The 21,190-nt window shown below is 64.2% G+C and carries 22 protein-coding genes; 4 read left to right on the top strand and 18 right to left on the bottom strand.

Annotated elements, in window-relative coordinates; translation table 11 throughout:
- Positions 1-66 precede the first annotated feature (66 nt).
- Positions 67-1,269 (top strand): MFS transporter, encoded by a 1,203-nt coding sequence (locus QN084_RS19300; RefSeq protein ID WP_021474307.1) that lies wholly within the window; start codon positions 67-69, stop codon positions 1,267-1,269.
- 3 nt (positions 1,270-1,272) lie between these two features.
- Here QN084_RS19300 and QN084_RS19295 read toward each other — a convergent pair whose 3' ends face one another.
- From QN084_RS19295 to infC, 4 genes are all read right to left on the bottom strand, one after another.
- Positions 1,273-2,184, bottom strand: coding sequence for a TrmH family RNA methyltransferase (locus QN084_RS19295; RefSeq protein WP_021474308.1), 912 nt, complete (start codon positions 2,182-2,184; stop codon positions 1,273-1,275).
- Positions 2,185-2,210: 26 nt separating this feature from the next.
- On the bottom strand, positions 2,211-2,891 hold the full coding sequence (gene rplT, locus QN084_RS19290) for a 50S ribosomal protein L20, sunset domain variant (protein WP_069694525.1): 681 nt from the start codon (positions 2,889-2,891) through the stop codon (positions 2,211-2,213).
- Positions 2,892-3,011: 120 nt separating this feature from the next.
- Complete coding sequence (gene rpmI, locus QN084_RS19285) at positions 3,012-3,206, bottom strand: 50S ribosomal protein L35 (RefSeq protein ID WP_021474310.1); 195 nt, start codon at positions 3,204-3,206, stop codon at positions 3,012-3,014.
- Between the two features lie 118 nt (positions 3,207-3,324).
- Entirely contained in the window at positions 3,325-4,308 is a 984-nt protein-coding gene (gene infC, locus QN084_RS19280) for a translation initiation factor IF-3 (RefSeq protein WP_021474311.1), read from the bottom strand.
- A gap of 363 nt (positions 4,309-4,671) precedes the next feature.
- Here infC and QN084_RS19275 point away from each other — a divergent pair, with 363 nt between their 5' ends.
- On the top strand, positions 4,672-5,058 hold the full coding sequence (locus QN084_RS19275; protein ID WP_031217149.1) for a DUF1844 domain-containing protein: 387 nt from the start codon (positions 4,672-4,674) through the stop codon (positions 5,056-5,058).
- Positions 5,059-5,185: 127 nt separating this feature from the next.
- On the opposite strand, the gene QN084_RS19270 is transcribed toward QN084_RS19275, so the two are convergent.
- From QN084_RS19270 to QN084_RS19235, 8 genes are all read right to left on the bottom strand, one after another.
- Positions 5,186-6,496 carry an MFS transporter gene (locus tag QN084_RS19270; RefSeq protein ID WP_021474313.1) on the bottom strand — a complete coding sequence of 437 codons (1,311 nt, stop codon included), beginning with the start codon at positions 6,494-6,496 and terminating at the stop codon, positions 5,186-5,188.
- Between the two features lie 53 nt (positions 6,497-6,549).
- Positions 6,550-7,437: an SseB family protein gene (locus tag QN084_RS19265; RefSeq protein WP_069694524.1), complete on the bottom strand. Its 888-nt coding sequence runs from the start codon at positions 7,435-7,437 to the stop codon at positions 6,550-6,552.
- Positions 7,437-8,180 (bottom strand): bifunctional 1-(5-phosphoribosyl)-5-((5-phosphoribosylamino)methylideneamino)imidazole-4-carboxamide isomerase/phosphoribosylanthranilate isomerase PriA, encoded by a 744-nt coding sequence (priA, locus tag QN084_RS19260; protein WP_069694523.1) that lies wholly within the window; start codon positions 8,178-8,180, stop codon positions 7,437-7,439. The genes QN084_RS19265 and priA overlap by 1 nt, the downstream gene beginning before the upstream one ends.
- A 30-nt stretch (positions 8,181-8,210) precedes the next feature.
- Positions 8,211-8,369, bottom strand: coding sequence for a CG2302 family histidine operon protein (locus QN084_RS19255; protein WP_021474316.1), 159 nt, complete (start codon positions 8,367-8,369; stop codon positions 8,211-8,213).
- Positions 8,370-9,134: an imidazole glycerol phosphate synthase subunit HisH gene (gene hisH, locus QN084_RS19250; protein ID WP_021474317.1), complete on the bottom strand. Its 765-nt coding sequence runs from the start codon at positions 9,132-9,134 to the stop codon at positions 8,370-8,372.
- Complete coding sequence (gene hisB, locus QN084_RS19245) at positions 9,131-9,757, bottom strand: imidazoleglycerol-phosphate dehydratase HisB (protein WP_021474318.1); 627 nt, start codon at positions 9,755-9,757, stop codon at positions 9,131-9,133. The genes hisH and hisB overlap by 4 nt, the downstream gene beginning before the upstream one ends.
- Positions 9,758-9,817: 60 nt before the next feature.
- Positions 9,818-10,921, bottom strand: coding sequence for a histidinol-phosphate transaminase (locus tag QN084_RS19240; protein WP_031217151.1), 1,104 nt, complete (start codon positions 10,919-10,921; stop codon positions 9,818-9,820).
- A gap of 78 nt (positions 10,922-10,999) precedes the next feature.
- The gene (locus tag QN084_RS19235) at positions 11,000-11,356 is read right to left on the bottom strand and encodes a LysM peptidoglycan-binding domain-containing protein (RefSeq protein ID WP_069694522.1); all 357 of its coding nucleotides are present in this window, start codon (positions 11,354-11,356) and stop codon (positions 11,000-11,002) included.
- Between the two features lie 340 nt (positions 11,357-11,696).
- Between QN084_RS19235 and lexA the strand changes: the two genes are divergently transcribed.
- A complete protein-coding gene (gene lexA / locus QN084_RS19230; RefSeq protein WP_021474321.1) occupies positions 11,697-12,443 on the top strand; it encodes a transcriptional repressor LexA in 747 nt (248 codons plus the stop codon).
- Here lexA and QN084_RS19225 read toward each other — a convergent pair.
- Together QN084_RS19225 and hflX are read right to left on the bottom strand one after the other, a co-directional pair.
- Positions 12,440-14,497 carry an ATP-dependent DNA helicase gene (locus QN084_RS19225; RefSeq protein ID WP_021474322.1) on the bottom strand — a complete coding sequence of 686 codons (2,058 nt, stop codon included), beginning with the start codon at positions 14,495-14,497 and terminating at the stop codon, positions 12,440-12,442. The two genes, lexA and QN084_RS19225, sit on opposite strands and share 4 nt — an antisense overlap.
- Positions 14,490-16,052, bottom strand: coding sequence for a GTPase HflX (gene hflX, locus QN084_RS19220; protein WP_069694521.1), 1,563 nt, complete (start codon positions 16,050-16,052; stop codon positions 14,490-14,492). Before hflX ends, QN084_RS19225 begins: the two co-directional genes overlap by 8 nt.
- A gap of 550 nt (positions 16,053-16,602) precedes the next feature.
- Between hflX and QN084_RS19215 the strand changes: the two genes are divergently transcribed.
- Complete coding sequence (locus tag QN084_RS19215; protein WP_021472664.1) at positions 16,603-17,217, top strand: class I SAM-dependent methyltransferase; 615 nt, start codon at positions 16,603-16,605, stop codon at positions 17,215-17,217.
- Here the strand turns inward: QN084_RS19215 and dapF are convergent.
- From dapF to QN084_RS19195, 4 genes are read right to left on the bottom strand one after another with little or no spacing between them, the layout of a single operon-like run.
- Positions 17,198-18,166, bottom strand: a complete 969-nt coding sequence (gene dapF, locus QN084_RS19210; RefSeq protein ID WP_069694520.1) for a diaminopimelate epimerase — start codon at positions 18,164-18,166, stop codon at positions 17,198-17,200. The genes QN084_RS19215 and dapF overlap by 20 nt on opposite strands.
- Positions 18,167-18,203: 37 nt before the next feature.
- Positions 18,204-19,127 (bottom strand): tRNA (adenosine(37)-N6)-dimethylallyltransferase MiaA, encoded by a 924-nt coding sequence (gene miaA, locus QN084_RS19205; protein ID WP_069694519.1) that lies wholly within the window; start codon positions 19,125-19,127, stop codon positions 18,204-18,206.
- A 14-nt stretch (positions 19,128-19,141) separates the two neighbouring features.
- A complete protein-coding gene (gene miaB, locus QN084_RS19200) occupies positions 19,142-20,710 on the bottom strand; it encodes a tRNA (N6-isopentenyl adenosine(37)-C2)-methylthiotransferase MiaB (protein ID WP_502920606.1) in 1,569 nt (522 codons plus the stop codon).
- Positions 20,710-21,150: a regulatory protein RecX gene (locus QN084_RS19195; protein WP_228145612.1), complete on the bottom strand. Its 441-nt coding sequence runs from the start codon at positions 21,148-21,150 to the stop codon at positions 20,710-20,712. Before QN084_RS19195 ends, miaB begins: the two co-directional genes overlap by 1 nt.
- Between the last annotated feature and the right edge of the window lie 40 nt (positions 21,151-21,190).

Genomic DNA, 21,190 nt, shown 5'->3' with positions numbered 1-21,190 from the left:
CACTAAGCTTGACTCTGGACTTTCTCCACTTTCCCAGGCCCCAAGGCACCCTCAAGAAGCAGGCTCATGACTACAACCATGTCTCCACCCGTCCAGCGATCCGCCAAACGCCACCTTGGTCTGGCCATACTGTCGCTGGCCATGGGCGGATTCGCCATCGGCACCACAGAGTTCGCCATGATGGGCCTGCTGAAGGAAGTTGAAGAAGGGCTTGCGATCAGGACCCCCGAGGCCGGCAACCTGATCTCCGCCTACGCCCTTGGCGTGGTCATAGGAGCGCCGGTCTTTGCGGCCTTCGGCGCCAAACTGCCAAGGAAGCACCTGGCCCTCGGTCTCATGCTGTTCCTCTCGGTGGCCAACCTGACGTCCTTCATCGCTCCCGACTACGGGCTGATGCTGGTGTCGCGCTTCGCCTCGGGACTACCCCACGGCGCCTTCTTCGGCGTCGCGGCCGTGATTGCAGCGAGCCTCGTGGCGCCCACCAAGCGCGGCTGGGCGATTTCCATGGTCATGGCCGGGCTGACCGTCTCCAACGTCATCGGCGTCCCGCTGGCCACGTGGGTTGGTCAGACGTTCGGGTGGCGGCTGCTGTTCGTCATCGTGGGGGCCATCGGCCTCGGCACGGTGGCAATGGTCTGGAAATTCGTGCCCTTCGAACCCGTACATCCGGAGGCGAGCATCCGTCGCGAACTCGGCGCCCTCAAGCGGCTGCAAGTCTGGCTGGCACTGCTGATCGGCATCATCGGCTTTGGCGGGTTCTTTGCCGTCTACACCTACATCGCCCACACCATGACCAGCGTCGCAGGCATACCGGAGAACTTCATACCCGCAGTCGTCGCCCTGTATGGCGTGGGCATGGTGGTGGGCAACATCATCGGCGGGCGCATCGCCGACCGGTCCGTCATGGGCACCATCTACTTCGTGATGCCGGGCATCGCTGTTGCCTTGGTGGTCTACGCGATTGCGGCCAACTGGGCCTGGTCCGCGTTCCTCATGGCCTTCGTCGTCGGTGGCATCGGCTCCATGCTGACTCCCGCCCTGCAGACGCGGCTCCTCGACGCCGCCCCCGGCGCGGCTTCCCTGGCGTCCTCTTTGAACCATTCCGCGCTCAACATCGCCAACGCCCTGGGAGCTTTCCTCGGCGGCACCGTCATCGCCTGGGGGTGGGGCTACGTGGCACCGGCGCTGGTCGGTGCAGTGCTCGCCGTTCTCGGCCTGGGCGTAGCCGTGATCAGCGGGCTCGTGGAACGCAGGAAGCCCCTGGCCTGAGCCTTAGGGCCTCCGAACCCCGGCATCTTGCTGGGAGCGGGCGCTGGCGTAGAGGCAGACGGTAGCTGCAGTACCCAGGTTCAAGCTCTCTGCCGCCCCGTAGACCGGCACAGCAACCCTGTGGTCAGCCAAGGCCAGCTCGGCGTCGGACAGTCCCTGTGCCTCATTCCCGAAGAGCCAGGCGGTGGGCGCTTCCAGCGCGTAGTCGGATGCTACGTCGGTATTGCCCAGGCGACGGGCTGCATTCTCATCCTGCAGCTTGTCAAGGTTGACGGTGCCGTAACCATCAGCGGCCAGGATGCCGATCCCCCGGGCCTTGCACAAGGCCACCACTTGCTCCACGTCAGCGCCCAGCACCACCGGGAGGTGGAACAAAGACCCCGCGGTGGACCGGACGGCCTTGGGATTGTAGATGTCCACGCTTGATCCCGTGAGGATCACCGCGTCGGCCCCCGCAGCGTCTGCTGCGCGCAGTACTGTGCCGGCATTGCCGGGGTCCCGCACCTGGCACATCACGGCGAGGAGGCGTGGACCGGCGTCGAGCACTTCCTCAAGGGGCACGTCCACGAAGCTGCACACCGCAACGATCCCCTGGGGGTTCACGGTGTCCGCCATGGCGGACAGGACCTCATCGCTCGCGAGGCGAAGCAGGGTGCCCTTGGCAAGATCGGCAAGTTCTGGCAGCCGGTCCAGACACGCTTCACTGGCAAAGACCTCATGGACGACGGCGGCGCCCCCTGAGGCGAGCCGCTCACGGTGCAGCGTCAGAGCCTCCCGTACGGCCTGGGGACCCTCTGCGAGGAACCTCTTCCGCTTTAAACGCGCCGGGCGCCCGGCAAGCTTCGCGACATCCTTCACCCGATCGGCTCGGGGGTTGGTCATCGGAAAATCTTGCGGGCGCCCGGTTTCGTTCATATAAAGAACTTTAGTGGCAGTTGCGACTAGTTCTTGATCTGCTGGCGTGCTTCGCCACCGGCAGGCTCAAAGCCTGCAGCCTTTGCAGCTTCAACGGTGGAGAACCAGTACTCAGCAGCGGTGTTGTCGTACCAGGTGGAACCCGGAACGTGGTACTTCTTGGACTCGGCGTTGCCCTTGATGGCGTAACCCTCCGGAGCATCTTCGCCGTCAACGGCAGCAACAGCACCGTCGATGGCCGGCTTCTCGGAAACAACAGCCTTGACAGCCGTAGCGGTAGCGGCGGCCGGAGCAACCTTGGCTGCCTTGGGAGCAGCAACTTCAGCCTTGGCGGCCGGAGCGGAGGTGTCGGACGGCAGTGCAGCCTTGGCAACGTTCACCAGAGCGGTGAAAGCGTTGGCATCGGACACGGCAAGTTCTGCCAGCATGCGGCGGTCAACCTCAACCTCAGCGGCCTTGAGGCCCTGGATCAGGCGGTTGTAGGTGAGGCCGTTGGCGCGGGATGCAGCGTTGATGCGCTGGATCCAGAGGCGACGGAAGTCACCCTTGCGCTTGCGGCGGTCGCCGTAGCTGTAAACAAACGAGTGCAGCAGCTGCTCTTTTGCCTTACGGTAAAGGCGCGAACGCTGACCGCGGTAACCCTTGGCGCGTTCGAGGACAACCCGGCGCTTCTTGTGGGCGTTGACCGCCCGCTTCACACGTGCCACGTGCGTACTCCTTCAGAAATCTTTATCCCAAGCTGCTACTACCGGAATTCCCGGCGGGCCTGAGAAGGCTTTTGGTGTAGTTGGCAACTGCCGGTTGGCAGCCGCCGAAGAACTTGGAACTTAGACGCCGAGCATCTTCTTGATGACCTTGGCATCGCCCTTGAAGACGATCTTGTCGCCTGCAAGGCGACGGGTCAGCGTGGAAGCCTTGTGCTCAAGGTAGTGGCGGCGGTTGGCCTGCTGGCGCTTCAGCTTGCCGGTACCGGTCAGCTTGAAGCGCTTCTTAGCACCGCTGTGGGTCTTCATCTTCGGCATGGGAACCGATCTCCTTACGTCTCCGCGGACAGTATCCGCAGTTCTTTCGTGCAGCCGGCCTACGAGGGCCGGCGTGCTGGTTGCTTGCCCTTGGAAGCAAAGCTCCAAGGGCGTCGAACTAGTTGGTCTTGCGTGATGCAGGCTTCGGCGTGGCCTTGGGAGCCGCCGGGCGTGCTGCCGGCTTCGGAGCTGCAGGCTTGGCCATCGGCTTCGGCGCTGCCGGAACGGCAGGCTTCGGCGCCGCCGGAACAGCCGGCTTGGGTGCTTCCTGGGCCGGGGCCTCAGCTGCGGGAGCTTCCTCGGCCACAGCCGGGGCGGCTTCCTCAACGGGGGCTTCCGCTGCAGGTGCTTCTACTGCAGGGGCTTCCTCGACCGGGGCTTCAGCTGCGGGAGCTTCCTCGGCCACAGCCGGGGCGGCTTCCTCAACTGCCGGAGCCTCAACTACCGGAGCTTCGGTTTCCTGCACCGGCTCTTCACCGGCCGACCGGAGGCCTTCGGGCAGAAGGTCTCCGAGGGACTGGGTCATCGGAGCCTGGCCGCCGGAGGTATCCACGCGGGCAGCTGCCTTGGCTTCGTTCTGGGCCTTGGCCTCGGCACGCTGGGCAGCGCGCCGCGCTTCTGCCTTGGCTTCGGCCTTGTTCTTCAGCGGACCGATCACCATGACCATGTTGCGGCCATCGATGCGCGGGCTGGACTCCACAACGCCGACCTCGGCAACGTCTTCAGCGAAGCGCTGCAGGAGGCGGATGCCCATCTCGGGACGCTGCTGCTCGCGGCCACGGAACTGGATCATGGCCTTGACCTTGTCTCCGGCACCGAGGAAGCGGAGGGCATGCCCACGCTTGGTTTCGTAGTCGTGCTTGTCGATCTTCAGGCGGAAACGGATTTCCTTGAGAACCGTGTTGGTCTGGTTCTTGCGGGCCTCGCGCGCCTTCACTGCGGCCTCGTACTTGTACTTGCCGAAGTCCATCAACTTGCAAACAGGGGGCTTAGCCTGCGGGGCAACTTCAACGAGATCGAGATCGGACTCCGCAGCCAGACGCAGGGCGTCCTCGATACGGACAATTCCTACCTGTTCGCCGGCAGGGCCGACCAGCCGCACCTCGGGGACGCGGATACGCTCATTGATTCTTGGCTCGCTAATGTTAAAGCTCCTGTGGTTGTGGTGATTTCGCCGGCAAAAAGAGAAGGCCTCCAATTGCCGGTGCAATCGAAGGCCTCGAAGATCGGGAGCAGTCCCCCACATAAGGGGGCTACGCATTTCAGGGCAGTGCCCGGAAATGTCCGACCAGGTACCCGGCAACCTCTGGTTCCCGAAGGAAAACGGCTGACGCGGGTGGGAGAGAACTCCGCTTGCAAACTGAAAGTCAATTCTACAGAAATAACCCGCCAAGCGCACATTCACGCGGCGGGAGGACTCATGCTGAATAACGACTTCCAGTCGGTCTGTGACAAGCTTACCAGTATGAGCACTGAAGACAGCAATTCCCGGAACTCCTTCGGCAGCGACGCCGCCGCCGGTGTTTCCCAGCAGATCCGAGACATCGCCGAGGTCCCCGCGGTGGAGGTCATCACCACGGGCGCGGTACACCTCATGAGCGCAGCCGCCGTGAAGGTGGGCCTGGCCGATGATCCACATGCCGAAGACCTCAAGGACCTCGATGAAGCACGCAAGCTCATCACCGCCCTTGCCGGGCTCGTGACCGCCGCCGCTCCCGAGATCGGATCCCAGCATGCCGGACCGTTGCGTGACGGCCTGCGTTCCCTTCAACTGGCCTTCCGTGAGGCCTCCCTCATTCCCGATGCCCCGGGCAAGGGCCCGGGCGAGAAGTTCACCGGACCGGTGAACTGACTCCCCCACAAGGTTGATCACGACGACGGCGACCCCACCTCGCAAGGTGGAGTCGCCGTCGTCGTTAACCCGGCTGCGCTGTCATCGGCAAACGCTGAACCTTCGGAAACGTCCTTCCGGCAGGCGCTCAGCGCGGTACGCGGGCAGCGCGCCGCCGCAGGGAGAGCAGCAGCAGTCCGGTCAGGCAGAGCACAACGCCGCCGATTCCGACGGCGGCGAAACCACCCCCTGGGCCGACAGTGTCAATAAAGATGCCCGCCATTGGTGCGCCCAAGGCAACGCCACCTGTGAGTGCGGAGCCGTACCAGCCCATGGCCTCGCCGCGCCGTTCTTCGTCCACGAGGTCGGCCACTTTTTCCGATGACGCAGACAACACCGGAGCACACAGCAGACCCGGCAGGATAGCCAGGAGTGCCAGCGACCACGTGTCCGTGGCGAAGCCCATGGGAATAGTCAACGCCGCCATCCCCAGCAGCAGGAGCATGGGCGGAATGGGGCGGTTCATGGCGCCGTATACCAGCCCGCCAACAACGGAGGCCGCGCACCAGAAGAAGAAGACAATGCCGATCTGGTTCTCGTGGCCGCCGCGTTCCAAGAGGCCGACGATGCTGACATCCGAACCGCTCAGGACCATTCCGGCGCCGGCTGCTACGGCGAACAGTGCCGCCACGGAAACTGTGAACCACGCGAAGTTCCGCGCAACCCGGCTCCGAAGTCCAGCGTTTCGGGACACCGCGGGGGCCATCTCCGATGCCGCCTCCTGGACGTGGCCGGGCGCCGAGGCAACCATTGCAGCCTCGGCGGCGGAAAGCTCATCAGCCGCACGCTCCGCTGACTCCTCAGGGCTACATGCCGTTTCGCTGCGGGTGGGCGGGTTGAACCAGATGAGGAAGAGTCCCGCGGCTGAGACGGACAGGCCTACCGCAGTCAGGCCCAGGGCCGAAAGGCCGCTCGTGGCGATGACGGCACCCACCGCGGGGCCAATCATGAACACAAGTTCCGTGGCGATGGAATCCAGGGCGAACGCTCCCCTGCGCTGTTCGCCGTCCACCATGACGCCCAGCGACTGCCGTACCACACTGAAGATCGGCAACGTGAAAAGGCCTCCGACAAACACCAGGGGCAACAGCCAGGCGTAGGACACGTGGGGCACCAGCGACCAGATGACAGCTTCGGACACGATCGAAGGGATCAGGGCTTTGCGAAGGCCCACCATGTCCACGCGGCGTCCACGCCACGGTGCACCCAGGGCGATGCCGATGGTCATGATCGCCGCGGCAGCGCCCGCAGCCGCGTAGCCCTGGCCCAACGTGAGGACGATGTGAAGCGTCAACAGCACGCCTGCTGCCGAGTGCGGGATGCGGGCAATCATCCCTACCAGCAGGAGCCTCCGCACAGGGCGGTTGGCCAGCATCTCTTTGTAGAGAGCAAAGTTCACAGCTTGGTTCCTCGTGTTCCCCCGGGGCAGTCCCCGGAGAACGGGTCCTGCCTTTAGTGCAGCCCGGGCTTCTGCGCCGCGCGCTGCAGTTTAACTTCGATGGAATCGACGCCTTCGGCGAATGATTCCAGGTTGGCCCACGCTTCGTTCAATCCGGCCACCAAGGACTGCACGGCCGCTGCGTCGAGTCCGTCCTCGAGGTACAGCACGACGCGAAGTTCGGGGCCGGCACCGCCGCCGGCAACCTGGCGTCCGTCCGCCGTGAATGAGGCGACTCCGGCACCGGGCCGGGTCTCCAGGCCCCGGACAGCCGGGAAAGCGGCCGCAGAAGAAGCGAGAGCCGTCTCCAGTTGATCATCCTGGTACGACGGCGTCCAGTCCCGCTGCTGCGCCAATGCCCACACGGCCGGACGGCGGACCACGAACGTGAATTCCGACCCGGGATCCAGGACCAGCAACTGGGCATCCTCGGAAACTGCGGAAAGGGCAGCACGGGCAGCGTAGACAGCTACCGGCCGTGCCCCCGCATGCCACTTCTCGAGTGCAGCGGACGAGGTGAACACGGGCATTGCCGTGCGCCCGTCCGGCGCCTTGAGGGTGACCAACGCCATGTCGGCCTGCTTGTCGGCGTGGAGGCCATCCACCCCTTCAGCTTCCTCGGCGAGCGTGGCGACCACCGGAACGAAGACCCTCGCGGTCGCGAGCGATGCAACGACGGCCGCCTCGCTGCCCGAACCGTCAAGAAGGGACCGGACAGCGGCAAGGTAGCCGGCGTCGGCTGATCCGTCGTCGTCCTCGAAGTTGTGGATTTTCGCGGCGTCCCCGCTCAGGCTGCGCCCGGCCCACGGTTGCCCTGCGGAATCAGTCGCTCCCCCGGCACCTGCCAGTGCCGCGGCGATGTGGCCCGGCAGTTCGCGTCGGGGTGCTTGGTTTTCCGGCATCAGCGGCGGCCGGCAACGTCCAGGGCTTCGGGCAGGGTGAAGGCGCCGGCGTACAGAGCCTTACCCACGATCGCGCCCTCAACGCCCAGCCGGACCAATTCTCGGAGGACCCGGAGGTCCTCCAGGCTGGAAATGCCGCCCGAGGCAACCACCGGTTTGCCGGTCTTTTCGACCATCTGGCGCAGGAGGTCGACGTTGGGGCCCTGCAAGGTGCCGTCCTTGGTGACATCGGTCACTACGTAGCGCGCGCAGCCGGCATCTTCCAGTCGGCCCAGTACCTCCCAGAGGTCACCGCCCTCTTTGGTCCAGCCGCGGCCTGCAAGGGTGGTTCCGCGGACATCAAGTCCGACGGCGATCTTGTCGCCGAAGCGCTCAATGGCGCGGCGGGTCCACTCCGGGTTCTCAAGGGCGGCCGTGCCGAGGTTGACCCGGGCCACCCCGAGGCCGAGTGCCCGTTCCAGCGATTCGTCGTCACGCAGGCCGCCGGACAGTTCCACCTTTACCGTCAACTGCGAGACAACCTCGCTGATGAGGTCGGCGTTGTTCCCGCGGCCGAACGCGGCATCCAGGTCCACCATGTGAACCCATTCGGCGCCGGCTTCCTGCCAGTTCAGGGCAGCTTCCAGCGGCGTTCCGTAACTGGTTTCGGATCCTGCTTCGCCTTGGAGGAGGCGGACCGCCTGGCCGTCGACGATGTCGACGGCGGGCAGGAGTTCCAGTACAGGCTGGGCGGAGGAAGTCATGAGTGTCCTTGAAGTTGGTGGGAGCGCGGCTTATTTACCGGGGAGCGTCAAGAGATACGCAGCGAGCAGGGACATCCCGGCCAGCACGTAGAAAGATATGGAAACCCAGCGGGGCTTCTTCTGTTGGTGGAAGGAAATGCCGCCACCCACCAGAAGCCCGGCCAGGCCCATGAGGACTACGGACCACATTCAGGCGGCGCCTTCGGATCCGTCGCTGCCCGCGGGCGCGGTGCTTTCGGCCTGCGGCTTCCTCAGGCCGTCCACCCAGTTGCGCAGCAACCGGGCCCCGGCGTCGCCGGACTTCTCCGGGTGGAACTGCGTAGCGCACAGCGGCCCGTTCTCCACGGCGGCAATGAAGCGGGCACCGTGTTCGGCCCACGTCACCTTCGGTGGTGCCATCCGCGGCTGGACGACGTCGAAGTTCCATTCCTGGACGCCGTAGGAGTGGACGAAGTAGAAACGTTCGCCTTCCACGCCGTCAAAAAGCCTGGACCCCTCGGGCACATCCACAGTGTTCCATCCCATGTGCGGAACAACCGGGGCCGGGAGGAGTTCCACCTTGCCCGGCCACTCGCCCATGCCTTCGGATTCGGTGCCGTGCTCCACGCCTGCCTCGAACAGGACCTGGAGGCCAACGCAAATGCCCAGCACGGGACGTCCGCCTGCCACACGACGGCCGATCATGCGGATACCGTCAACGGCCTTCAATTCCTTCATGACGGTTTCGAAGGCACCCACACCGGGGACCACCAGGCCGTCGGCATTAAGGACATCTTCCGGCTTGGAGCTGAGGATCACATGCGCTCCGGCGCGTTCGAGTGCACGCACGGCCGAGCGCACGTTGCCGGAACCGTAGTCCAGTACCGTAACTGTCGGTTTACCCTCGGGAGACTCCGGCTTGGCCGTAGCCGAGGCATCGGCTACGGCTCCGTCCTTGAGGATCTGGTTGCTCATAGTGCTCCCTTCGTGGAGGGTATGCCCTCCACGCGCGGATCGGACTCAACGGCGGCACGCAGCGCGCGGGCGAAGGCCTTGAACTGGGCCTCCACGATGTGGTGGGGATCCCGACCGGCCAGGACGTTCATGTGGAGGCAGATGCCGGCGTGGAGAGTGATGGCCTCGAAGACGTGACGTGTCAGGGATCCAGTGAAGTGTCCGCCGATCAAGTGGTATTCCTGCCCGGCCGGCTCGCCGCCGTGGACGAGGTAGGGCCTGCCGGACACATCCACGACCGCGTGCGCCAGCGCTTCATCGAGGGGAACGGTGGCTTCGCCGAAACGACGGATTCCGGCCTTGTTGCCCAAGGCCGTGCGCAGGACCTCTCCGAAAGTGATAGCCACGTCTTCCACCGTGTGGTGGGCATCAATGTGGGTATCGCCCGTAGCCTTCACGGTCATGTCGATGAGCGAGTGCTTGCACAACGCCGTCAGCATGTGGTCGTAGAACGGCACCGATGTGCTGATATCGGAGACGCCGGAGCCGTCGAGGTTGATCTCCACCAGCACGGAGGATTCGCTGGTGGTGCGCTCCATGCGCGCGGTACGGGCAGCGGACGGCGTTGAACCGGTTTCGCTCATGGGGGGAACGTCCTTCAAACAGAGGGGTGGATCTATGGACAAGTCTAGTTGGGCCAGGGACTACTTGGATTCCAGAAGGGACTCCAGCGCTTCCAGGAAGGCCGTGGTTTCCGCCTCGGTCCCGGCCGTGACGCGCAGGTGGCCGGGGATACCGACGTCCCGGATCAGCACGCCGGCATCAAGCAAGCCCTGCCATACCTCGTGCGGGTTCTCCAAGCCGCCGAAGAACACATAGTTGGAGTCCGACGCCGCGGGCTTGAGGCCCATTCGAAGGAGCTCCGTCACGATCCGGTCCCGCTGCACCTTGATATCCTCGACGTCGGCCATCAGGGCCTCGCGGTGACGCAGAGCGGCGAGGGCAGTAGCCTGCGTGACGGCAGAGAGGTGGTAGGGCAAGCGGACAAGCCTGATCGCATCGGTCACCTCGGGAGCAGCTGCCATGTAACCCAACCGGGCTCCGGCAAGAGCGAAAGCCTTGCTCATGGTCCGGGAGACGATCAAGCGCTCCCTCCCGGGCAACAGGGTCAAGGCGCTCGGGGTGTTGTCGTGGGCGAACTCGTGATAGGCCTCGTCCACGATCACGATTGCCTGGCTGGCTTCACCCGCTTCATAGACGGCCTCCACGACGTCCAGCCCAAGGCCGGTACCCGTCGGGTTGTTCGGGGAGCAAAGGAAGACGATGTTGGCGCCGGTTTCGGCGACCTGCCTGGCCGCTGAGGCTGCATCCAGACCGTAGTCATCCGCCCGGACACCGAGGACGTATTCGGTATCGGTTCCGCTGGCAAGCAACGGATACATGGAATACGTGGGCGGGAAGCCCAACGCTTTACGGCCGGGGCCCCCGAAGGCCTGGAGTATCTGCTGCAGAACTTCGTTTGAGCCGTTGGCCGCCCAGATGTTGCCGGGAGTAAGTCCATGGCCGAGGTACTCTGCCAGCGCTTCCCGGAGTTCGGTGAATTCACGGTCCGGGTAGCGATTGAGCCCGGTGGCCGCCGCCGCGACGGCTTCGGTGATGGCCGCCTGAACATCGGCAGGAACACCATGGGTGTTTTCGTTCACGTTGAGCAAAATCGGGACATCAAGCTGCGGAGCGCCATAGGGGCTTAGTCCACGCAGGTTGGTCCGGAGGGGAAGTCGGTCGAGTCGCTCAAGCTGGTCAGTCACTATAACAGTTTAAGGGTCCGGCCGAAGTGCCCTGTAACTGTGACACCGAGCCTGGCCCTTGGGAACCTTTCCGGTGGGCTAGCCGGCAGGGACTAACAGCTGCTGGCCGGGCTGGATACGGCCTCCGCGGAGATCATTGAGCTCGATGATTTCCGCAATCACGTCACGGGGGTCACGTTCCGGCGCGGCCGCTCCCGCGATTCCCCAGAGGGACTGACCCGGCTGGACGGTCACGCTCACTGCGACAGGAGGCTGAAGCTGCGCCTGGCTGTCCGATGCCTTTGCCGGCGAGTTGAGGAAGCCCGCCAGGCTGAGGAAGGCGGCAACGAGGAGCATTGCGGGAATGCCGAAGAAGACCATCCTGCCGCGCCGCGTCAGCCTGATGCGCGCCGGGGCGGGGATGGAGTGGAAATCGTGGAACGTAACAGCGGACATGAGCCTGAGCCCTCCTGAAGGATTGCCTGCGCCGGCGGAACCGCGCAGGCTTGCCAATTCTCTGTGTGCACTCCGCGCCGGCGTTCGAACATCCTTCGAACATCGACAACGGCTTATAGAACACATATTCGAACCTTGCTATGACATTTTTAGCACTTATCAACGAATGGTGTCGAGACTCGCTAGAACAAATGTTTGATAAACGCCCGTGCCTGACCTACGTTTGAGTGAAGAAACAGGCACAGATTCAGTGCATCAGGAGGGTCTGACATTTTTGGGCCCGGCATCTTCGGGCATCAACGGACCAGGCCCGGGGCGGAACGGAAGGGCATTGGCGAACATGGCAGCAAAAGCCACAGGAGGCAGGGCATCCCTGCGCAGCCAACAGGCCCCCAAAGCCCCGAAGAGCCTCACCGTCAGGCAAAAGAAAATCCTCGAGACCATCCAGCGGTCGGTCAATGACAACGGGTATCCACCCAGCATGCGCGAGATCGGGGATACCGTAGGCCTCGCCAGTCTCTCCAGCGTTACCCATCAGCTATCCCAGCTTGAGAAGCTTGGTTACCTCCGCCGTGATCCCAAGCGACCGCGTGCCATGGAAGTCCTCATGCCCCTGACGTTGGACAGCGGCGCCGGCATTCCCGGGGTGGAGGCTCCCGGCACACTGCTCAGCAGCGGCGGCTTGGATGTCACCTCGCTGGCAACTGCCAGTGACACCGCCATGGTGCCCTTGGTAGGACGGATCGCGGCCGGCGGCCCGATCCTCGCCGACCAATCCGTCGAGGACGTCGTCCCGCTCCCCCGGCAATTGGTTGGCCACGGCGAACTGTTCATGCTCAAAGTCGCAGGCGACTCGATGATCGATGCCGCGATCTGCGACGGCGACTGGGTGGTGGTCCGCCGTCAGAACGACGCCGTCAACGGCGACATCGTGGCAGCCCTTCTCGATGACGAAGCGACCGTTAAGACCTTCCGCCAGCGCGACGGGCACACCTGGCTGCTCCCCCAAAACACCCAGTACGAACCCATCCTCGGCGATCAAGCCACCATCATGGGCAAGGTCGTTTCGGTGCTGCGCTCCCTCTAGGGGTCCTGCTTCGCCAACCGCCCCAACGCTCCCTGCACTACCTTGCGGTCCGTCGTCGTCCAGAATGGCGGGAGTGCGGCACGCAAGAAGCCTCCGTACCTTTCCGTGGAGAGCCGGGAGTCGAGAACGGCAACCACGCCTTTGTCCCCTGTCGACCGGATGAGGCGCCCGGCGCCCTGTGCCAACCGAATGGCCGCATGCGTTGCTGAGACCGCCATGAATCCGTTACCACCGGACTGTGCCACCGCCCGGGAGCGTGCGGTCATGAGTGGATCGTCCGGCCGCGGGAAGGGGATGCGGTCGATGACAACCAGGCGGCAGGAACCACCCGGAACATCCACTCCCTGCCACAGGGACATCGTGCCGAAGAGACAGGTGTCCGGTTCATCGGAGAATTGCTTCACAAGCGCCGCCATGGTGGATTCTCCCTGGCACAGGATGTCCACATCCAAACGCGACCGCATGGCATCAGCCGCTTCTTCCGCCGCGCGCCGCGAGGAGAAAAGGCACAGCGCTCCCCCACCGGATGCCCGAATGAGGTCTTCGAGTTCGTCCAGGGCTTCCGGCGACGTGCCCCTGCCCGGCTTCGGCAGGTGCTGGGCGACATACAAGACACCCTGCTTGGGGTAGTCGAAGGGGGACCCGACGTCCAGCCCTGTCCAGCTGGGCGCACCGTCCCCCACCAGTCCCAATCCGCCGGCGGCCGGTTCGAAGGCCGAGCCGATGGCAAGCGTAGCGGACGTCAACACGACTGTGTGATCGGCAAACAGTCCTTCACGGAGACGCCCTGCGACGCTCAGCGGTGCCACGTTGATGAGCGCAGGTGCGGAGTCATCGGGCTGGGAGTAGCCCTGCTGTGGATCGAAAGCAGCGTTCCTGGAGAACCAGACCACCTCCCGGTTTTCCTTCGCCGTGAGCAGCCTCTCGCAGAGTTCCAGGATGAGCATCAGGCGCGACCGCGCAAGCTGCCGTCCGCCGTCGACGGCGTTGGAGGAGTCCGTTTTCGAATCGGACAGCGCGGCGCGCGTGGCGTCCCGCAGCTGGTCGAGGCAGTCGAGCAGCTCGTCGTTCAGGCCGTTCGGCTGCAAGCCGCTGGGAACCCCCACCAGCGCCAGATCCAGGCGGTCCGCCGCAGCGTTCAGGGCGTCAACGGTGATTGCTGTGTGCTTGCGGGCACTGGACGCAGCGGCGTGGACCATGGCCACCGACAGCTGCCCGGATACCGCTCCGGTAACCCGGTCCTGCAGTTCGTGGGCCTCATCGACCACAACGACGTCATACTCGGGCAGCACGGCCAGGCCCTCGAAAGCACTGACGGCAAGCATCGCGTGGTTGGTGACCACGACGTCCGCCTCCGCCGCCTTGGCCCGTGCCAGCTCGCTGAAGCACTCCTCGGCGAGCGGACACTTCTGCGCACCCAGGCATTCCATGGACGTGACCGAAACCTGTCGCCACGCCCTGTCCGTAACGCCGGGCATGAGCTCATCGCGGTCGCCTGTGGCCGTCTTGCCGGCCCACTCCCGCAGCCGGAGGACTTCCTTGCCCAGCTGCGAAGACGCCCCGCCCACCGAGGCGGCAAAGTGCGGCACGCTGGTGTCCTCTCCTAGCGAGAAAAGCTGCCCCTCGGAGGGTTCCTCGCTGGGGAAGCCACCTTCGAGCTTCTGCAGGCAAACGTAGTTCGCCCGGCCTTTGACGAGCGCCACGTTGACCGGGCGCTCCAAGGCGGGAGTAATGGTCTCCAGCAGGCGGGGCAAATCCCTGCCCACGATCTGGGTCTGGAGGGCCAAAGTGGCGGTGGAAACCAGCGTCGGCTTGTTGCTGTCCATGGAATGGGCAATCAACGGGATCAGGTAGGCCAGCGACTTACCTGTGCCCGTCCCTGCCTGGACCAGCAGATGCTCGCCGGACTCGATGGCCCGGGTCACATGCTTTGCCATTTCCTGCTGCCCGGGGCGGCTCTGGCCACCCAAACCGGCAACAGCCTTCTCCAGCAGTTCGAGGGTAAACCTCTCCCCTGCCGTTTCGGCGGTCTCCGCCGCCACCTGCTCAACCATTGGTGACGAATGACTCCAGCTCGGCGGCCAGGCCTTCGTGGACCATCGCCACCAACCGCGTACCGTTTTCCACGTGTTCGATGCTGAGGATATCGGCATCGGGGCTGTGCAGCCTGTTGATCAGTTCGCCGCGCTCATACGGAATGAGCAGCTCCAAACGCACCCCCGGACGAGGGATGGCTTGGCTGATGGTTTCCAGAAGCTCCTGGATTCCCTGCCCCGTACGGGTGGAAACAACCGCGTGGCGTGGCTCCTTCTGCTTCAGGCGCTCCACCACGAACGGATCAGCTACGTCCACCTTGTTCAGGACGATGATTTCCGGAACCTTGCGGGCGTCGACCTCGCTGAACACGGCCCGAACGGCAGCGATCTGGCCTTCAGGATCCGGGTGTGATGCGTCGACGACGTGCAGGATCAAGTCCGCGTCCGCCACTTCTTCCAGCGTGGAACGGAACGCTTCCACCAACTGCGTCGGGAGGGAGCGGACGAACCCAACGGTGTCCGCCAAGGTGTACCCGATGCCGTCCGGGGTCTGCGCCTTTCGCACAGTGGGGTCAAGCGTGGCGAACAGCGCGTTCTCCACCAGGACGCCGGCGTCTGTCAGTCGGTTGAGCAGCGAGGACTTGCCGGCGTTCGTGTAGCCGGCAATTGCTACCGACGGCACGGAATTACGACGGCGGTTGGCGCGCTTGGTCTCGCGCGCCGGCTTCATCGCGGCGATTTCCCGCCGCAACTTAGCCATGCGTGTCCGGATCCGGCGGCGATCAAGTTCGATCTTGGTTTCACCGGGGCCGCGGGAGCCCATACCGGCCCCGGCGCCACCCACCTGGCCACCGGCTTGGCGGGACATCGATTCGCCCCAGCCACGAAGCCGCGGGAGCAGGTACTCCAGCTGGGCAAGCTCCACCTGTGCCTTGCCTTCACGGCTCTTGGCGTGCTGGGCGAAGATATCCAGGATCAGCGTCGTGCGGTCCACTACCTTGACCTTCACGATGTCTTCAAGGCCTCGGCGCTGTGATGGGGAGAGCTCGGTGTCTACCACAACGGTGTCTGCGCCCGTTGCCGCCACAATAGCTTTCAGTTCCTGGGCTTTTCCGGAGCCGAGGAACGTCCCGGGGTCCGGCTTGGTGCGGCGTTGGACGATTCCGTCGAGGACTTCCGAACCTGCCGTCTCTGCCAGCGCAGCCAGCTCACGGAGCGAGTTCTCGGCGTCAGCCAAGGTGCCTTCGGTCCACAGTCCGGCGAGGACCACCCGCTCGAGGCGCAACTGCCGGTATTCAACTTCGGTGACGTCTTCGAGTTCGGTTGAAAGGCCTGCTGTTCGACGCAGTGCCCGACGTTCGGCCAGGTCTTCCTGCTCACCGTCGTAAACGCTGTGCTCTTCCTCAAGCGCGGAGATCGCCTGGGCCTTGCCAAGGACGCCTTTGGCGTCGGTATCCCCGGATGCGCCTGCGGGTACATCCTTGGACAGAATCCGGTCGATGACGGCCTGGATTTCTTCAGGACTCATGTCCTGGGCGTCGGAATCGGATCCGGAGTGCTTCTGGGTGGTCATGGTCTCCTTAGACTGTTCGGCAATTCCAGAATAGTGCTGATTGGTGTCTTTCGCGTGGGTATTCGCGCTGGGCTGACGGGCCTGGGCCAAAAAGGGCCTCCTGTTGGTTCGTATGGCAGCGGTCACGTGCGCTGCCCGACTCTGTGATGGTCCGCTGTGGAGGGTCCGTCAGGTCCGTGTGAAGAAAGCCTGATACTCCGGCTTACCCGGCGTGGACATCCTGCACCCGTCCGGAGGAACCGGAGGGGCGGCACTGGAGCGCTGGAAAGCGGAGTTGAAGTGATCTTCCGAGGGCCGTGAAACCCGCCGGGCGGAATGGCCATGCGTGTCATGTGTACGCAGGCGGACGTCGCGGGGCGGTGCCGATGATTGGCCGGCTGTTCTGCCGGATAGGCGGCAGGCTACTCAAAGATCAAGAACATGCATCCAAGACTATCAGCCGTGTCAAATTGGCCCGGCCACGCTGGAGGCGACGGCAGGGGCAACGTCGGGCTTGGGCGCAGGCACCACAGTTTCCCATGCCGCCCAACGCCAACTAATCTGGCAAATTATGGAGTCTGCACACTATTTCAGCGCCCAACCGGCCGGACCGTTTACCCGCAAGCCCCTCACCGTGGAACTTGCAGGCGCACCCAGGCATCTGCAGACCTCCACAGGCATCTTCAGCCCGGACGGCATCGACAAAGGAACCGCTGTCCTCCTGGGCGAAGTGCCGGATCCTTCGCCCGAGGGGAACCTGCTGGATATCGGCTGCGGTTGGGGTCCCATTGCGCTGACCATGGCCCTGAAGTCGCCGTCGGCCCAAGTGCATGCGGTTGACGTCAATGAGCGCTGCATCGCGCTGACCAACGAGAACGCAGCATCGCTTGGCCTCGGGAACGTCAAGGCGAGCCTGCCGGAGGACGTGCCGTCCGACGTCGAATTCGACACCATCTGGTCCAACCCGCCGATCCGCATTGGCAAGGAAGAACTGCACCGGCTCCTGCTGACCTGGCTTCCGCGGTTGGCGCCGGGCGGCAACGCCTGGCTTGTGGTTCAAAAGAACCTTGGCTCGGATTCCCTGCAGCGCTGGCTGGCCGGCGAACTGGACGATTCCTTTGCGGTGTCCCGGGAAAGCACGTCCAAGTCCTTCAGGATCCTCAGGGTCAGGCGAGCGTCCCGCTAGCCACAATAACCGCGGGGCCGCTGAGCTCTACGTGCTCGCGGCCGTCCCCGCCCGGGAAGAACTTCACGTCAACCACGCCGCCTGGCACATTGACGTGCCAAGCGTTCGGTGCCGTGTTCCCTGCCCAGTGACGGATGGCGACGGCGGCGGCGCAGGCTCCGGTGCCGCATGACTGGGTTTCGCCCACGCCACGCTCGTGCACCCTCATGGTGATGGTGCCGAAGCCATCGTGAACCAGCGGCTCTGCCGGAACCACGAATTCGACGTTGGTCCCGTTGGCCGGCTTGGGGTCAACCACCGGGGCCTTGAAAAGTTGCGTTGCGGCGAGCTCGCTAAGCTCCGCCAAAGCGACCACCGTGTGGGGGTTGCCCATGCTCACCGAGAGTCCCGGTCGGGCTACTTCCAGGCCATCGGCGCTGACCAGCGCATCCATGGCCTTCGACGTGGCCTCAGTCGGGAAAATGAACTCCCACGGACCCATATCCACTGCGTAGCCGTTGTCCGAGCGTGCGATCTTCTTGATCCCGCCGCGGGTACCGATCGTCAGGGCCTCACCCGGTCCCAGGTCCACCAGGCCCTGGTCAATGAGGAAGTGCACAAATACACGCACTCCGTTGCCGCACATCTCGGACAGGGAACCGTCGCCGTTGCGGTAGTCCATGAACCATTCAGCGGAAGCGTCCTGCTCCAGCAGCGCCCGGCCTTCGGGAAGGTCGCGTGAAGGAACAGCGCGGATCAGCCCGTCCCCACCGATGCCGCGGTGCCTGTCGCACAGGGCGGCCACCTGCTCCGGGGTCATGTCGTGGACAGCACCGGGATCGGCGATCAGCACAAAGTCGTTTCCCGTGCCATGGCCCTTCGAAAACGCCACACCTGACAGGCTGGCGGCGGTCATGGTGAGCTCGGCAGCGGCGGACTGCCGGGCGGAAACTGCGGGGGTCTGATCCATGGGACTAGGCTACCTGCCACGGGTGGACGGCCAGAAATTATCCTGCCTCCGCAAGGGCCACAGCTTTGGCCACCAGGTCGGCGTCCTTCCAGTCAAGCCAGCTGATCCGGGGATCGGCGCGGAACCAAGTGAGCTGGCGACGCGCGAATTGCCGGGTAGCGATGATCGTGGCCTCTGCCGCCTCTGCTACGCTCCAGTCGCCGTCGAGCACTTTCAGGAACTGTGCGTAGCCCAGCGCGCGGGAAGCGGTCCTCCCCCGCCTCAATCCGGCAGCGTCAAGGCGTTCCACTTCCTCCAGGAGTCCCGCATCAACCATCCGGTGGACCCGCGCTGCCAAGCGCTCCCGCAGCTCTTCCCGATCCACGGAAAGCCCGATCTGGAGTGCCGGCTGGAAGTACTGGCGTTGCGGCATGAAGGAACTGAAGGGCCGGCCGGTCAGTTCATACACTTCCAGTGCCCTGATGACGCGCCGGGCATCCCCCAGCCGGCCGGCCGAGTCCGGATCCACCGCCTGGAGCCGTTCCCGTAATGGCATGAGTCCCTGTGCTTCGTATTCGCCTTCCAGGCGCTTGCGCAGCTCCGGATCGGTACCGGGGAACTCCAGTACGTCCAAGGCCGCACGGACGTAGAGACCGGAGCCGCCAACCATGATCGGCTGCTTTCCCCGGCTCCGGATGTCACGAATGGCAGCCCTGCATTCCTGCTGGAAGTCGGCCACGCTGGCTTCTTCAGTCACTTCCATGGTGTCCAGCAGGTGGTGGCGAATGCCTTTGCGTTCTTCCACCGTGATTTTGGCCGTGCCGATGTCCATGCCCCGGTAGAACTGGAGGGCATCAGCATTAATGACCTCCCCGTTTAAGGCCAAGGCAAGTTCCACCCCCAGGTCCGACTTGCCCGAACCCGTGGGGCCCACGACGGCGATGACAGGCAAAGACGGCACATTACTGCCAACGACGGACATGGATCTACCCCTGGCTAGGCCCGGCGGGCCGGAATGGCGGGCATGCCCAGCGAAACACCGGCCTTCCCGGAACCGGCACCTGGCGCCGGTACACCGCAGGACTCGGCCTGCGAACGGTCCCAAGCGTCGCCTGCCCTGGACCGGCGCACGATGTAATCCTCGGGTCCGGCAGGGTCCGCAACCAGATGGAATGCCGCGGCCTCAGTAATGGTGACCGTGACGAAATCGCCGGGACGGGGTGCTTCTGCGCCCTCCGGGACGGAGAAGTGCACCAAGCGTTGGTCCTTGGCGCGGCCGGACAGGCGGTGCGTCTCCCCTGCTTTCCGGCCCGACTGGGCGGTCACCAGGACCTCGACCCGCCTGCCAAGCTGCTTGGCATTCTCCTCGGCTGCAATGCGGTCCTGAAGCGCGGTCAAGCGTTCGTAACGTTCCTGGACCACGGCTTTGGGGAGCTGCGCGGGCAACTCGGCAGCGGGGGTTCCCGGACGCTTGGAGTACTGGAAGGTGAAGGCCGACGCGAAGCGGGACTTTTCCACGACATCCAGGGTGGCTTGGAAATCTTCTTCCGTCTCACCCGGGAAACCCACGATGATGTCCGTGGAGATGGCCGCCTGCGGAATCCGCTCCCTGACCTTGTCCAGGATGCCCAGGAACCTGCTGGAACGGTAGGAGCGCCTCATGTCCTTAAGGACCTTGTCGGAGCCGGACTGGAGCGGCATGTGCAGCTGTGGCATGACGTTGGGTGTCTCCGCCATGGCCTCAATAACGTCATCCGTGAAAGCGGCGGGGTGGGGACTCGTGAAACGGACGCGTTCCAGCCCGGCGATCTGGCCGCATGCACGCAACAGCTTGGAGAACGCCTGGCGGTCACCGAACTCCACGCCGTAGGAGTTCACGTTTTGGCCGAGAAGAGTTACTTCCACGGCGCCGTCGTCAACCAGTGCCTGGATCTCAGAAAGGATCTCGCCGGGGCGGCGGTCCTTCTCTTTGCCGCGGAGCGAAGGCACGATGCAAAACGTGCAGGTGTTGTTGCAGCCGACCGAGATGGAAACCCATCCCGAGTACACGGAATCACGCTTGATGGGAAGCGTGGACGGGAACACATCCAGTGACTCGAGGATCTCGAGCTGGGCTTCATTGTTGTGCCGTGCCCTGTTCAGGAGGGCGGGAAGGGCGCCCACATTGTGCGTACCAAAAACGGCATCCACCCACGGTGCTTTGCGCACAATGGTTTCCCGGTCCTTCTGGGCCAGGCATCCACCCACCGCGATCTGCATTCCGGGGTTGGCTGCCTTGACCTGGCGAAGTTGTCCCAGGTTTCCGTAGAGCTTGTTGTCCGCATTCTCCCGCACCGCGCAGGTGTTGAACACGATGACGTCGGCAAACTCCCCGTCCGCCGGAACATAGCCGGCTTCTTCCAAGAGACCGGACATGCGCTCGGAATCATGGACGTTCATCTGGCAACCGAAGGTCCGGACCTGGTAGGTCCTGGGCTCCACGGAGGATGCCGCCTCCTGAAGCGTCCCAGGTACCAGGGAAGGCTGCGTGGATTCTTGTGCAGGGGATGGAATGGTCAAACTCACTACTCAAGGGTACCGGCTTCTGCCAGCACCTCACCGACGATCCTGAAGGCCAGTGAAGGGGAATAGCCCTTGCGCGCGAGCATGGAGGCCAACCGGCGTGTGTACTTGTCCCGCTCAGCCCGGTCGGTCAAATCCATGCCCGGCCTCAACTTCCGCTGGACAAGCTCGCGCGCTGCAAGTTCCTCGTCCTTGTCCGAGACCTGGGCCAAGGCTTCCTCGGCATCTTCGAGTTCGATGCCTTTGTCAGCCAGTTCCCGTCGCAGGGCGCCCCTGGCGAGCTTCTTGGTCTGCGATCGGCTTCGTACCCACATGCGGGCGAACTCGGCGTCGTCGATGAGCTGGACTTCCTCAAAGCGATCGAGAACAGCCTCGGCAACGTGCTCAGGCACTTTACGTTCGGCAAGCTTCCGTGCCAGTTGGAGCCGGCTCCGCGGCGCCATCGTCAATTGCCTCAAAACGATGGCGCGCGCAACAGATTCC

The sequence above is a fragment of the Paenarthrobacter sp. R1 genome (genome assembly GCF_030264015.1).
Taxonomy (GTDB): Bacteria; Actinomycetota; Actinomycetes; order Actinomycetales; family Micrococcaceae; genus Arthrobacter; species Arthrobacter ureafaciens.
This window is presented reverse-complemented; position numbering and strand designations above follow the sequence as displayed.